Origin of the sequence: Clostridium lundense DSM 17049, from assembly GCF_000619945.1 — a bacterium.
Taxonomy (GTDB): domain Bacteria; phylum Bacillota; class Clostridia; order Clostridiales; family Clostridiaceae; genus Clostridium_AO; species Clostridium_AO lundense.
Genome location: NZ_JHVC01000001.1, coordinates 203,686 through 219,445, shown reverse-complemented (window position 1 = coordinate 219,445; position 15,760 = coordinate 203,686). Strand labels below are relative to the sequence as shown.

12 protein-coding genes are annotated in these 15,760 nt (G+C 26.8%); 1 reads left to right on the top strand and 11 read right to left on the bottom strand.

Going from position 1 to position 15,760, the window contains the following annotated elements; all coding sequences use genetic code 11:
• Positions 1–102: 102 nt before the first annotated feature.
• Both T514_RS0101010 and T514_RS0101005 read right to left on the bottom strand, forming a co-directional pair.
• Entirely contained in the window at positions 103–1,542 is a 1,440-nt protein-coding gene (locus T514_RS0101010; protein ID WP_034867816.1) for a HAMP domain-containing sensor histidine kinase, read from the bottom strand.
• Positions 1,526–2,212: a response regulator transcription factor gene (locus tag T514_RS0101005; protein ID WP_027623067.1), complete on the bottom strand. Its 687-nt coding sequence runs from the start codon at positions 2,210–2,212 to the stop codon at positions 1,526–1,528. The genes T514_RS0101010 and T514_RS0101005 overlap by 17 nt, the downstream gene beginning before the upstream one ends.
• A 311-nt stretch (positions 2,213–2,523) precedes the next feature.
• Between T514_RS0101005 and T514_RS0101000 the strand changes: the two genes are divergently transcribed.
• Positions 2,524–3,936: a PdaC/SigV domain-containing protein gene (locus T514_RS0101000; RefSeq protein WP_027623066.1), complete on the top strand. Its 1,413-nt coding sequence runs from the start codon at positions 2,524–2,526 to the stop codon at positions 3,934–3,936.
• Positions 3,937–4,002: 66 nt separating this feature from the next.
• On the opposite strand, the gene T514_RS0100995 is transcribed toward T514_RS0101000, so the two are convergent.
• The 9 genes from T514_RS0100995 to T514_RS23590 form a co-directional block, all read right to left on the bottom strand.
• Entirely contained in the window at positions 4,003–5,091 is a 1,089-nt protein-coding gene (locus T514_RS0100995) for a glycoside hydrolase family 113 (RefSeq protein WP_027623065.1), read from the bottom strand.
• Between the two features lie 15 nt (positions 5,092–5,106).
• Positions 5,107–7,185, bottom strand: a complete 2,079-nt coding sequence (locus T514_RS0100990; protein WP_027623064.1) for a cellulose biosynthesis cyclic di-GMP-binding regulatory protein BcsB — start codon at positions 7,183–7,185, stop codon at positions 5,107–5,109.
• Between the two features lie 10 nt (positions 7,186–7,195).
• The gene (locus T514_RS0100985; protein ID WP_341350162.1) at positions 7,196–8,449 is read right to left on the bottom strand and encodes a glycosyltransferase family 2 protein; all 1,254 of its coding nucleotides are present in this window, start codon (positions 8,447–8,449) and stop codon (positions 7,196–7,198) included.
• 13 nt (positions 8,450–8,462) lie between these two features.
• Positions 8,463–10,112, bottom strand: a complete 1,650-nt coding sequence (locus tag T514_RS0100980; protein WP_027623062.1) for a DUF2334 domain-containing protein — start codon at positions 10,110–10,112, stop codon at positions 8,463–8,465.
• Positions 10,102–10,947: a GGDEF domain-containing protein gene (locus T514_RS0100975; protein ID WP_027623061.1), complete on the bottom strand. Its 846-nt coding sequence runs from the start codon at positions 10,945–10,947 to the stop codon at positions 10,102–10,104. Before T514_RS0100975 ends, T514_RS0100980 begins: the two co-directional genes overlap by 11 nt.
• Positions 10,948–11,045: 98 nt before the next feature.
• The gene (locus T514_RS0100970; RefSeq protein WP_027623060.1) at positions 11,046–12,782 is read right to left on the bottom strand and encodes a methyl-accepting chemotaxis protein; all 1,737 of its coding nucleotides are present in this window, start codon (positions 12,780–12,782) and stop codon (positions 11,046–11,048) included.
• A gap of 276 nt (positions 12,783–13,058) precedes the next feature.
• Complete coding sequence (locus T514_RS0100965; RefSeq protein WP_027623059.1) at positions 13,059–14,096, bottom strand: PocR ligand-binding domain-containing protein; 1,038 nt, start codon at positions 14,094–14,096, stop codon at positions 13,059–13,061.
• A gap of 136 nt (positions 14,097–14,232) precedes the next feature.
• Positions 14,233–15,174: a hypothetical protein gene (locus tag T514_RS0100960; RefSeq protein WP_027623058.1), complete on the bottom strand. Its 942-nt coding sequence runs from the start codon at positions 15,172–15,174 to the stop codon at positions 14,233–14,235.
• A gap of 146 nt (positions 15,175–15,320) precedes the next feature.
• A complete protein-coding gene (locus T514_RS23590; protein ID WP_051541678.1) occupies positions 15,321–15,746 on the bottom strand; it encodes a ferritin-like domain-containing protein in 426 nt (141 codons plus the stop codon).
• Positions 15,747–15,760 lie beyond the last annotated feature (14 nt).

Here is a 15,760-nt window from a genome sequence, read left to right as displayed (position 1 = left end):
ATTTATATAAAAAACTATTGGAATACAGCTCCAATAGTTTAATTTTATTAATTTTAAATTTTTCCTAATATTAATATAAAAAATTATTTATATTATTCTTTTTTATTTATTTAGTGTGATAATAAATTTACACCCTTGATTTTTATCACTTTCTAGTACAATTTTTCCTCCATGTTTTTCTATTATAGTCTTTGTTATAGCAAGTCCTAAACCAGTGCCTCCACTTTTTGAGTTTCTTGAAGAGTCTACTCTTACAAATGGATTAAAAATATCTAATTCCAATTCCTTTGGTATTCCAATACCATTATCTTCTACTGCTAGCAAAACACACCCTTCTAAATCCTCTACGGATATATTAAGTTTTATGCCTTCCCCATTGTATTTTATACTATTGGTTATTAAGTTACTTATTGCTCTATGTATATGTTTTGGATCTATTGTAATATATATGCTATTATTAGGTATATAAAAGTTATATTCTATATTCTTTTCATCCATGGATGGTATATAATCTGCTATAACTTCTCTTAAAAATTCACATATATCTATTCTTTTTAATGCTAAATTAAAATCTATACTTTCAAATTTTGATAACTCAAACAAATCAGTAATTAAATCATTTACCCTTATACTGTTATGCTCAATAATATTTAGATACTTAATTTCATTTTCTTTAGAAATATCAGGATTTTTAACAAGTAAATCCGCATATCCTCTAATACTAGCTAAAGGATTTTTTAAGTCATGAGATATATCCATTATAAGTCTTCTTTTGGTTTCCTCACTTTTTTCTTTTAACTCTCTTTCTTCTTCTATTTTTTCAGCCATACCATTAAAAGCATCTCTTAATTGTCCAAACTCATTTTGAGATTTAAGCTGTATCCTAGTAGAATAATCACCTTTATGTATACTCTTTACTCCCCTCATAAGTTCCTTTAACGGCATAGTTAAATTTCGGGAAGTAATCTTTGTATATATTATCATTATTAAAATGAATATAATTAAATACAGGGTTATAGCTATTCCAAAAAAATTTCTTACCCCTACTTTAGGTTTCTTTATAGAACTGTTGAAGTAATTATCATTAGGAAGATATACAATTAAATTAAAGTCCTTTTTACTATTATATGCTATGTTATATATATACTTATCATTTGTAAATATATCATTATTAGCATTTATTATTTTTTTATAAAATTCATCTTTAGTATATTTGTTTCTCTTTTCTTTGGGATTGCCACTTGTATATATAACATTGAAATCTGTATCTACGACCTCTATCCATCCTTTAACCTTAAGTATCTCACTTACATCAATATCTCTATAATCATCCTTTATAATATTTTCTGCCACTAGCTTTGAATTTTCAGCACTAATAAGATTATTTATTGGCATGTAAACAGTTATCCACATAGCCATAGTTCCAAAGAAAAAAACTAAAAATATAAGAAACATAATTAAAGTAGCTATTACATAATTTCTTAAAAGTAAATTGGATATTTTTTTGTTATTTTTAATATTATATTTATTGTACTTTTTCAATTTTATATCCTATCCCTCTTATAGTTTTCAAATATTTAGGTTCCTTGGGATTGTCTTCTATCTTATCTCTTAAGTGACTTATATGAACCATTATTGTATTATCATCTTCATAGTAAGGTTCCCCCCATACTATTTCATAAATTTGCTTTTTTGTATGTACTTTACCTATATTATCCATAAACAATTCTAATATCTTATATTCCTTAGCATTTAATTCTATCTCTTTATCATTTTTATAGACATTACAACTTTCCTTATTTAACTTAATTTCTCCATTAACTAATTCACCTTTTCCACAAATATTAGAGTACTTATAAGTTCTTCTTAAGAGTGCCTGCATTCTTGCTATAAACTCCATGGCACTAAAAGGTTTCACTATATAATCATCTGCTCCAAGTCCTAACCCTAATATTTTATCCACATCCTCTCCTCTGGCAGTTAAAAACATTGCTGGCACTTCACTAATTTCCCTAATCTTTTTTAATACTTTAAGCCCGTCAAGACCTGGCATCATTATATCAAGTACTACTAAATCTATATGTTTTTCAGAAAATACCTTTAAAGCATTTACTCCATCTGCTGCTTGAAATACAGTATATCCTTCTTTAATTAAATGAAGTTCTAATAATTCTCTGATATCCTGTTCGTCTTCTGCAATTAGTATATTCACAGCTTGTCCTCCTTTTTATATTTCGTCTTATCTGATTACATATTATAACATATTTTTTCTGATTATTTCCATGTAAATTCTATGATTAATATTAAATTGTTACCAGTTTGTAACCTTATTTTATTAAATTCGTAACCTTATATAAACTAAATCATGTTATATTAATATTATCATATAGATAAAAAAAGTGCGACGCGTTTCTAATTAGAAACTGATAATTAAAGAGGATTTTTTCATAGCTATGTAAATTAAAGTCCTCAGTAATTCTTAATTATATGTATTTATTATTTAAAATAGTTGGAGGGATTATTATGAAAAAAATATTTTATTTAGCTTTAGCAGCTTCATTAACATTAAGTAGTGTTTCTACAACATTTGCAAAAGGAGTATCAGTACCAAATTCTACAAATAAAACAATATCTCAACCTAATAAAATTAATACAAAATCTGAAACTTTGATTACTTCAAAAGCAATTAAAACTAAAGCAAACGGAATAGAAGTAGATATTAAAATTCCTGTAATAAATGGATTAAAAGATAAAAAAGTACAAGATAAAATAAATGTTGATCTAGAAAAAGCCTCTATGGAATATAAGAGCACAGTAGAAAGTGAAGCTGAATTTGCAAAAAAAGAAGGTTACTTTAATAATAATTTTTCAATTCATTCAGATTATAAAATTCACTATAATAAGGGCAATCTTTTAAGTATTACTATATCCTCTTATATATATACTGGTGGAGCTCATGGTATGACTTATGTTACAAACTTTAATATAGACACTAAATCTGGAGAAAATGTTTCTTTAAAAGATTTCTTCTCCCCTAATGAAAACTATGTAGATATTATTAATAAAGCTGTTAGAGATAAAATAGCTTCTACTCCTAATTATTATTTTGAAGATATAGTTCAAAGATTTAAAGGCATACTACCAGATCAACCTTTCTATATAGAAAATGATAATGTAGTAGTTTACTTTGGACTATATGAATTAGCTCCTTATGCAGCTGGCATACAGGAATTTAAAGTACCTTTTAAAAGTTTTAAAAATGGTGTAAAAACTGATTTAAACTTTAGAAAAGATGCAATAAAAGTATCTTCTAAAGTAGTAGACGAACTTGAGTTAGGCTACAGAGGAAATTTAAGAATTCCAGTAATAAAAGGATTGAAAGATGAAAAAATGCAAACTGCCATAAACTCTAAATTTGAAAAAGAGGCTTTAGAATTTAATAATAAATTAAAAAAAGATGGCATGGACTATGCCAAAGAATGTGAAAAACTTAAAATAGAACAAAGAGATTTCTTTGGAGATACAGATTATTATGTATATCAAAACCATAACAATATATTAAGTATTACTGTACTTTATGAACAGTATACTGGTGGTGCTCACGGATCATACAATAAAACACCTTATAATATTGATTTAAAAACTGGAAAGGAAATAACTATTAAGGATGTATTTAAGCCTGGAGTAAACTATAAAGATATTATAAATAAAGAAATAAATAAACAAATTGATGTTATAAATAAAAAAGCAGATACTATCCAAATTCAAGGCTTTACTGGAATTTCAGAAAATCAGGATTTTTATATAAACAATGGCAATATAGTAGTATATTTTCAACCCTATGCTATAGCTCCTTATTGTATGGGAATTCAAGAGTTCACAATTTCATTAGATAATTTTAAAACTATGGTAAAACCCGAGTTCTTGGTAAAATAGTATAATATTGCACACAATACCCCTTTAAAAAAGCAGAGAATATTTTTCTATTCTCTGCTTTTACCCTTATTTACTATACCATTTTTTTATTACATTTTCCGCTTCACTACCTGGATAGTAATTTTTATCTTTTCCATTTTCACCTACTGCGAAAACTGAAAATCCTAATATCCAAGGTTCCTTTTCAAAGACCCTTCTATATGCTTCAAAGCAATTTCCTTGCTCCATGCTATTTTCTACATTACTAACCCATGGATTCCATGGCTCTACTGCAGCACCTTTTTTTCTTGGAAACCCCAACTCTCCAAAGAATATAGATTTATTATATTTTGTATAAAACTTTTTTAATTCTTCATATATATTTTGTTCCCTATTATATCTTCTAGAACTATAAATATAACTTACTAAATCATTGGTGGTATTTTCATCTTTATCTGATAACTCAAAATATGAAGCTACAGAAATAAAATCCACCTTAGAAAAAAGTTTATTATTTAGTTTCTTTTCATAATTTTCAGTAGTAATTTTATCCCATTTGGCAGTATACCACCAACATGTTCTATAAGTTATTAATCCTTTATAATATTTTCTTACATAATCAATAGTATCACACCAGTATCCTTCCGCATATTCCATATGAACAAAATTTGAAGCCACATTTAAAGCCTGAACCTTATATGGAAGTGCAATACTATCTATTAAATCTTTTAACACCTTAGTCTTCCAATTCCAGAAAAACTGATTTATATCATTTGGTTTCCAATCTGTTTCATAAAGTGTACCTGACTTTATCCAAGGATATGGCTCTAATATTACATTTATACCCATAGGCTTTAATTCTTTTAATAGTTTAATGGCCTTTTGTTTGCTTTCTTTATTTACCTTCATATCACTGGAAGATAGACTTTCTATATCTATAATTATAGGAAGATTTATAGTATTCAAATTAAACTTTTTTATATCCACTAGCACCTGATCAATATTATAATCTGGAGATAAACTACCACTTTTGATATTTCCATCTAAAATATTTTTTTTGTTGGTTATACCATTATAAAAATAAAACTTTGAAGGGAAATTACAACCTAGTAAATATGTCCATATAATACACATAGCTATAACCATTACTATTTTGCCATTTTTAAATATTTTCATATATACCCCCCTAATTTAGCTCCTTCTATATTTCTTTATGAAAAATATAGAAATAAAGATCATAAATAAAATTATAAAAGACACAAATACTATTAAGTTCTTACTTTCCTTATTAAGATTTATACTCTTTAAATTTTGTAATTTTCCCTCCTCTCTTTCATATTTTTCTCCAAAATAACTATAATATATATTTCCATCTCTATCTATTATCGTGCCATTACCCTTAAGCTTTTGTACAAGGCCCTCTACATTTAAAAATTTCCCTCCTAAAAATAAATCTTCTTCTTTTACAGAAGTTATTATCATAACACTACATTCCTTATTAAACGGAGAATCTATAAGCTGTATAGATGCTACTTCATCACTATAATCTTTATATAAATTAATTTTATTATTGGAGAGAAATCCATTAAAATCTCCATTAAACTTGATATACATATTTTTATTTAATTCTCTAACTAATTTATTACTATTGGGTGTACCAATTACAATCAAATTATTATTATACATACTTTTTTCTAACTCATTTGCTTTAACTGCTACAAACTCTCCAGAATTATTCTGAAGATAATGACCCAAATATGACACTATATTTGCTCCAATAGTTAAATGATTTGAATTTTCCTTATCTGGGAAAACAATAACCAAATTATTAAAATCTCCTCCAATTATAAATGGATTATAATAATTTTCAAAGATTATATCTCTATTAATATTTGATGGTAAATATACATAAGATTCATTATCAATAAAAGCCCATGGGCTATTTTCTTCTCTAATATTGCAGTAATAATCTTTTAATTGAAGATTAAAATTTACTCTTACATTATAATAATTGGCATTTCTTACTTCCTCAGGGATAGTCCCTTCAAAATAATCATTGTCCCCATTATTCACTTCTAACTTTTTGCTTCCTATAGGAATATCATTTATATACACTGTCATAAGTGATTTATCAAAATCCAAATTTTTTGAATACCTACATTTTATAAAAATCTTAGCAGTATCCATTATAAATCTTTCTCTTTGAAGAGGAATATTAAATACAGCCTCTTTACTAAAAGCTCCTGTTAAAGTAGTATTATCATATCCCAAATCCTTTAAAGTCATCTTATCTTTAGGTACTGGAACTTTTTTTTCTACATCCATTCCTTTATTTATAACTATACTATTTTCCTTAACCTGTTCAACTAAAGATGAATTTAATAAGAATTTAGCCGCCTTTATCATACATTCTTCATTTTGTGAAATTATTATAAGAATTTTTTTATCTTTATTAAATGGACTCGATATTTGTTTTATAATAGAACTATTGTCAAGCTTATTTAGTTCTTCACTACTTAATAAATTTAATATTTCTTGTGGGGCATTGTCTTTTTTACCTATAAATATTATATTTTTATTAAACTCTTCCTTAGCCTCAGATATTTTACATATTTTTAAATTTAAATTATCAAATCTTCTATAAGATCCAAAAGCTCCTGCAATTAACAGAGCAGTAGTTCTTTCTCCTCTTCCATAAGTATCTGGTATGATTATTAAACTATCTACTAAATTTTCTTTCCCACTGTTTAAATAAGGATAGGGAAATTCTTTAAATGATGTGCTCTCATTAATATTTTGAAAATCTACATGTACAAAGGATTCCTTATGAATTATCATCCAGTTTCCCAAATTAAAATCATCCTCGCAGGGTTTATCTGATATCCTTCTATAAGTTTTTACTTTTAATACATTAAACCCCGTTAATAATTCATCCTTAGGAATAAGTACTTTCACCATTTCTTTATATCCTAATTTTTTTCCTAGACTAGTACAAAATATAGGTGTATCATTTATAAATACTGTTAAATTTGAATTATTGCTATCCACTAAATTACTTTGAGTAAATATCAAATTTAAATAACAATCTTTTACCTTCCATTGTTTTTCAATATTAAAATAGAAATCACTTTCTCCACGAATTCCACTTATATAATAATCCTTGGAATAAGGAAAGTTTTTTATTTCGCTCCCTTTTAGATTTTCTGCCTTAACAATATTAATTGGACTTAGTATAATGATAGTTAATAGAAAAGTTATAATTTTTTTCATTATCCTCACCCTAAAATCTTTCAGTTTTATACCATTTACCTTCTTTTTTTAATAACTTATCCTTAAAATATTGGATTATACCATTTATAGCTACTATGATCCATAACTGACAATAAGTAAAATACATTATTGGAATGAGCATTAAATTTTTTATATCACTTTCACCTTTTTCAATGGTAAGAGTTACACTTATTTCTAATATAAAAAGTATATAAGCCATTATCCATAGTAAGAAAAATTTCCCCTCTACACTTATCTTTACATATGAAAAAATACTTAATAAAAATATTCCATCAGAAATTATTACAGAAGATAAAAATAAAAAATAAACAGTAAAAAAATAAAAAATATCAAATCTAACTCTCCTAGAAACAGGTCTAAAAATATGTTCCATATATTTGATAACTACGTATACGTTTCCCTTAGCCCATCTAGTTCTTTGCTTAAACCATACTTTTAAATTCTCTGGCTCCTGTTCCCATGTTACAGAAAGAGGCATAAATGCTATTTTATAACCTTCCTTATATATTCTAAAGCTTATTTCTGTATCCTCTGCTAAAGCCTTTATATCCCATCCATTAAGCTTATCTATTAAATTTCTTCTTACTACGAAATTAGTTCCAGGTATAGTACAAAGATTAAATAATTGCCACCTTCCTGCCTGAGCCATCCATTGAAAACTTAAAGTCTCTATATTTATAAATCTAGTTAATAAATTTTTATTTTTATTTCTTGTTCTAAATTTTCCAATTACTGCTCCTACACTCTCATCTCTATGAATTCTTTCTATTAGATATTTCAATGCATTTCTTTCTGGAGTATTATCTGCATCGTATACTGCTATGTAATCCCCTGATGAATTTTTCAACCCAATATTTAAAGCATTTCCTTTTCCTTTCCCTCCATTATTTTTATCTGTATTTATTATTTTAATATTATACTCTTTATATTTATTTTCTATCTCCTTTAAAATTTCACAACTATTATCTGAAGAATTATCATTAATAACTATAATCTCCATACTATCTTTAGGATAGTTTAGTCTTAATAAAGATATTACAGTTCTACCTATAACCTTTTCCTCATTATGTGCAGGAACTAATATAGATACTCTAGGATACTGTCCTTTATTTATATTTATTTCTTTATAGCTTAATGTTTTAATATAACACCTGTACCCTGCTAAAGATAAAATAATATTTATAAGAAGAAGTATCCATATACAAATTAATGAATATATAAATAAATAATCTACCACTAACATCTCATTCATATCATCACCTGAAATACTTATCCCTATCTCTTTTCTTAGAAAGTAAAATAATAACTAAAAATACTATAGAAAAAGTTCCTACAATAACTAATACAATGTTATTGATATTTAAAATATAGCTTACCCTTTTTATATTTTTATAATTCTTTGAAACATCTCCTTCTACTTTAACTCTTCCAAGATGGGAGTATATGCTTATATTGTTCCATCTAACCCAATTATCTTCATTCTTTAAATTAAAAAATTCTACATCTCTATCTTTTAAATATTCTATAATTTCTTTTAAATATTTTATATCTAAATATGGATGAAAAAAGAATCCAGCTGTATACCCATTAACTATAGAAATCTCTCGAAAATTTTCTTCAATTTCTTTAATTGTAGCAGGATTATCTGGATTTACAAATCCCATGTTTTCAGGAATTAACTTATTAAAATTTTTTGTATTATAAATAGTATAAGGAAATGCTGTAGTAGTAAATTTTTCATTATTACTTTGATATTGTCCTACATATGTAGAAAAATACTTTTTTATTTCTTTATATCCCCTATTATCCATAGCATAATGAGGGGCTTCAAAGGCTAATGGATATATATCATTTGTTATGCATTCTAATATACCATCCCCTACTTTTTTATATACATATTCCTCCATATTAACGTTTAAAGGAGCATCCCTTTTATTATCCCAAAATTCGAAGCCTTCTCCAGATAATTCTCCATCTGCATCTTGATGGGTATATCCGTGAAGTATTACGCTACCTCCCTTTTCCTGCATATATTTTATAGCCTCTATAAAGTCGTCTTTTTGAGAGATGGTAGTTACATATCCTGTTTTTTCATCAATATATGTTGGTATTAAAGCAATCATAAATGGCACATTTTCCTTATAAAGATAGTCAGCTATTCTTTTAAGACTTTCCTTGTTACGAAATGGATGAACATCCTCAATTCTTACAAATACCTTACCTGGCTTCACTTTTTTATTATTTAAAATTTCATTTATCACATCAGCAAAAATATAGAATAATATAGTATTATCTTCTACTCTTGATACATACCATAAATTTTTTTCATTTATAATATAGGGGTAATACTTTTTTCCATCACCTATATAAGAAAAAATTTTGCCACTTTTCCTCGAAGATATTACCAAAGGAAAAGCTGTAGTACTGTCCATTATGAATTTTTCCATGCTTTCGATGGAAGCATTATTCTCCCTTTTATTACTATAATATAATTCATAAATACCCGTTTTTTCTCCAATATATTTTAGGGCATATTTATTATTATCCTTTAAATAATATTGTACTCCATAACCTATCCAACATATATTACCCTTATAATCATGTAAATCCTTTAAAAACTTTTCATTATTAAAATCCCCCTCAATTCCTAACACAAATACACTTTTAAAATTATCAATATAAGATTTCTTATATTTCTCTATATTTACCGTTTCTACTTGCAAATTAAATGCTCCTAATAATTCTTCTATAGAGGAAATTATCTTGTTGTTATATCCGAAAAAATTAGATTTATCGTAAACTATAAGAAGTCTTTCTTTGGAATTATTAAGGGTAACTGCCGAAACTTGAAAATTTATAAGATTAATTATAATAAGAATACTAGCCAAAATTTTTTTATACATCATACTCTAATTCCTTCTCCGCCCTTTTTTTCAGTTCAAAAGCTCCATTAATACCATCTTCATATTGAACTATACCAATTTTTATATCAATATGTATATTTTTTCCTATTTCACTTATGTGTAAATTTAAATTCTCTATTTCATGTTTAATTCTTTCTTTTACAACTTCTGCTCCTTTTATATCAGTATTAGCCATAAGTACTCCTAAAGTATCCTTGCTTAATATATATCTTTCATCCTCATGTCTTGTACTAGAATTTATGCATTTAGTAATCCTTTTTAATATTTCTTTTAACTTTTTATCTCCTAATATTCTTTTCAATTCATCATAATACTCAAATTTAATTATCATAAGAGAAAGGTCATTCTTGTACCTTTGACTTCTGCTTATTTCTTTATTTATATCTCTATAAAATACTTTTATATTATTGAGTCCTGTAGTTTGATCAATAGTTATAAGTTCTCTATATTCCTTTTGAAGATTTTTATTTATATTCTGAAGTAAATTTATATTTTCAGATAACCTTCCACTAATAAAACTACTCAAAGGGATAGCTATTATCCACAAATAATTACTCCATATTACTGTCTGAGATAGTATTACATTCCTATAAAGAATAAAACTACAATACATAAATATTACAATTGAACTACTTATAAGGGCAAAAACTATACCCATAAAATATGAGGTTATTATAAGAGTAAATAGAATTCCTAACATAATAAGATCCAAAATATTACTATTATGAAAGTTAAAATATAAAAAACTTAAAATAGAAAACAAGTCCAATATTAATGTAATAAAATATATATCTATATTTCGTGCAGTCCCATTCATTCTCTTTTCTCCTTATATGGATTCTATTTATTTATAGTATGTGTAAAATGAAAAAAAATAAAAGTCTATATGCTAGTTAAAACATATAGACTTAATTTTTATTTCAATTTTATTTTTAATAATTTATCTGTAAGTTGTGATGATTTATTATTTAATTCTCCAATTAAATTACTTAAATTCTTTATAGTATTAGATTGACTTTGTATAAATGAGGATATTTCTTCTGTAGCACTGCTATTTTCTTCTGATATAGAAGTTAAATCTTCAAATCTAGCTGTTATCATATTTATATTTGAGGACATTTCTTCTGTAGATGCTGAAACCTCTTCTACATTTTCTGAAACATCATTTATAGAATTCGCTATATAATTAAATTTAGCAGTAACATCTTGTACAAATTCGCTTTGTTCTGAGGTTTTACTAGACACATGTTCCATAGAAACAACAGCATTTTCAATTCCTTGTCTTACTTCTTGAACAAGCTCAAATATATTCTTTGCAGATTGAGCAGATTCTTCAGCTAATTTTCTAACCTCTTCTGCTACCACCGCAAACCCTTTGCCATGCTCCCCTGCACGTGCAGCCTCAATAGATGCATTAAGTGCTAATAGATTAGTTTGAGCTGCTATGGCTCCTATTGCATCTGCAATACCATTTATCTCTTCAGATTTACCTCCTAACTTTTTAACAAGTTCTGAAGTTTTATGTACTACAGAAGTAATTTCTTTTGAATGATCCTCTAATTTTTCCATTACTTTGTTTCCTTCTAGTGCATTCTCACTAGTAGTCACAGCTTGTTCTGTAACTGTTTGTGAATTATCAGCTATACTATTTATTACATTATTTATTTGCATTACCCTTTCTGAGGTTTCTGCCAATTCTTCTGTTTGGTTTTCAATTCTTTCAGATATATTTTTTACTCCTTTATTCATAATACCAAATTCATCTACTGTTTTATTAAAGGATTCAGTAAAATTATCAGTAGTTTGATTTAATTCAATAGATAAATCATTAACCTGACTTAGTGTATCTTGGAAAGTATCTAACATCTTATTTGTATAAAAAGCTAATTCCCCTATCTCATCATTACTGTTTATCTCTATTCGCTTAGTTAAATCTCCCTCTAAATTAGCTACTTCCTTCATTTTATCTACTAAAATTGTAATTGATTGAGTTTCTTTTCTTGTAATAATTCCTACTATTATTCTTATTATTAATATACTTCCTAATAAAAGTACAGCTAATATTCCTAATCCCATAAGTTCCATTCTTTTCAAGGCATTTACATTAAAATCTATACCTAATATTATATTTCTACCTTCCTCCATATTTATTGGTATAAATACAGAAAGTTTGGAGCTATTTTGATTTCTAACAGTTATAGTATTATTTATAACAGAAGTTTTTAGATTTTCTTCATTACCTTCATTAATAAATTGATCTCCAAATTTTTTATTACTTCCTTCAGACTTTTCTATTATATACTTCCACTGTTCATCAGCACCTTTAGTTATTACATATATGCTGTAAAACATGTCCTTACCCTTACTTTGTAGAGAAGTTATAGCCTTGTCTACTTTTTTATATGTTTCGTTATTTTCTCCCTCATTGATGATATCCTTTAAATTTTTCCCCTCTAATTCATTAGCTATTACATGACTAAATATGGGTCCTGTTTTTAAAACTATACTTTTAGTAACAGACCTAATAGAGAAATATGCTCCTAATCCAATTAAAACAAAAATTGCTGTTATCAACCCCATAATACTATTAGTCCATTTCTTTTTTAATGTTGTCCTTTTTTTCCCTGTCTCTATCTTTTTTATTTTAACCACCCCTTAAAAAAATTGCAAAGCAACTTTTTTAAATAACAGAGTACAGAGCACTGATAAAAATATTGTTCTTATATTCACATATAGGTTTACTTATCAGTACTCTATTATGTATAATCTAAAAAAGTTAGCTACAATTTTTTATATTTTTGCTAATTTACCCATTTATACCACAACTTAATTTTGACCAATAATATTATTATAACAAATTTTACTAAAAAAAGTACTACTATTAGCTACTTTTTATAATATTTCTGAAATTTATGTATATTTACTTAGTTATTTATTACTAGCTAAACTGTTTAATTGCTCAGCCAATCCAAATACTTCTCCTACACTTGCAGTGGTTTCTTCTATTGCTGCAGATTGTTGTTCAGTATTTGCCAAAGTTGATTGGGAGAGTCCTATGGTTTTATTAACTGATTCTTGAATCTTTGAAGTTAACTCCATAATTCTTTCAGCTGTTTCCTTAGAATTATCAGATAGTTTTCGAATTTCTGTGGCTACAACTCCAAAACCTCTGCCACTTTCACCAGCTCTTGCTGCTTCAATTGCTGCATTTAATCCAAGCATTTTTGTTTGGTTTGCTATATTCTTTATTGAATCAAGAATTGAGTTAATTTCTGTTGATACTTTTTCTACAATAAGTATTTCATCATTTAACATATGTTGATTATTGGTTACAGTTACAGAGTTTGTTGCAATGTCATCCATTGCTGATGATATTTGACTAAAACTTTCTTTAAGTTCACTAGATACAACCTTAAGTTTTAATTGCTCATATCCTATTTTAGACAATGAATTAGCTACAATATATAACACCTCTGCAGCTGCTTTAACATTTTTTTCTGTGGTGATTTTAATCTTTTTTACTGCTTCTGCGTATTTTTCTTCATTTACTCCAATTTCCCTTGCTATTTCTCTATACTTTGATAACTCAGGCGTATTAGTAAGTATTTGCCCTCCAAGAATTGAACCTATTTGTTTTCCAGCTACAATTATAGGTGCAGCAAAATCAATAAGACCTGCATGGCATGTATATACATAAGGACGTCCTGTTCTTGCTGCTTCTTCTCCTCCTTTTTTATGAGACTCCGCACATCTATTGTCTCCCATAGTAGTTGAATGTGTAAAATCCATGCAAAAGCTTGTATAAGAACTTGGCTTTGTTACTGGCTTACCATTTATATCTACAGTTACACTAGCAATATCCATACTTTCAGCAAAATTATCTTGAAATTTTTGTAGCAATTCAATATCGATAACATCCTTAATTCCAATATTATCCAAATTAAATTCTTTTTCATTTTTACTCATTTGTATACTCTCCTCCCAATTTAAGTAAGTAAACCTTGAACATTAACATTAATTCTAATATTATATATATCGTTATTTATTTTGTATAAATTACTAAAAATTGAAAAGCAGTGAGTTTCCTCACTGCTTTTTTTTATTATTGTAGAACTATTATTTCCTTACCATTTCCTATAGGCGGTAAACTTCTTGTAACCGCTCCACCATAATAAGCTAATATTTCAGTACCTTCTTTTAAATCTTTATAAGATAATTGTTTTTTATCTTTTGCATTTATAATTTTTGTATTTTCATCAATATTAAGTCTTATTGCATCATATCCAAATTCCGTAACTTTTTTGCCCTCTACCATAATAGCAACTCCATTTTTACTATCAGTTACTTTGCTTATCTTTCCTTGAGTGGCAAATAACTCTGTTTCAACTTTATCTAAAATCACTATTTTTTCAGGCATATATATTAAAGGTAAATAATTCTTTAAACCTATATCTCCACCTCTTTCATCAAAATACAGCTTTATTCTATCTTCTGCTTTTAAATCCTTAAGAAATGCCTTTTCTCCTTTACCATTCACAATTTCAGTCTTCTCTGTAATAAATGTAAATATAGCTCCATCTTTTGACTTAATATAAGCACTTTTTTCATTATTAAATTTAACTATATTACCTATATTTTGTTCTACAGTACCTATTCCTTGGGTATTCTGTAAAACCATAATTCTTCTTCCATAAGACATAGGTGGAATGCTTAAAGTAACTGCTGGCCCATAATAAGCTCTTATTTTCATTCCCTTTTTCAAGTCATTTTTAGATAATTTCTTTCCATCAAATTCATTTATTATTTCACTTTTATCATCAATAGAAATAACAAAGTCATTCATATCAGCTAATATACCATTTTTAGCTTCTCTTATGTTTAATATTTCTCCTTCAATATTTGTATTATCCAATTTTGCATCATTAATATTGTTGCTAATTACTCTATTGTCACTAATTAAAGGTTTATCATTTTTTGCTGAAACACCTCCCATTGGTAATATTAATGCAACACAAGTCAATAATAAAATTATTTTCTTTTTCATGATTTAATTTCCTCCCATGGTTCATTATTCTAATGCTTTCATTTATAAGACGATGCCTAGGAGAAAATCGCTTCATTTTTTTATAATGTTTTAAAAAAATATTAAAATTAAAAACATCTACCTAAATAAAGTAGATGTTTTTATCATTAATTGTTCATTAGATTACTTAATGTGCTAATGGCATTTTTGTTTTCAGTCATTACACCATTTATTAAATTTTTGCTTTCTTCATCTGTAATATTATTTAATATCCGAGTTGTAGCATCAACACCCATTTTTTCCCCCTCTATAGCTGATTTTATAATGGTTTGTGTATCTTTTTCATTTCTTATATTAGATGTAATCTCTGAGATAAATCCTGCTATTCCCGAAGTATTTATAGGATTTCCACCTAATTGCTGCACTCTTGTAGAAATATTAGTAGCTTGCTGTTTATGAAGTTGCTGGATTTTTTGCATTTCACTTTTAACTGAATTATCCTGCATTCCTTTGATATAGTGGTCATACTTATCAATAGCCATATATTCACCTTTTAACATCTTATTTAATTCACTAATATTATCATTTTTCATATTTTAATTCCTCC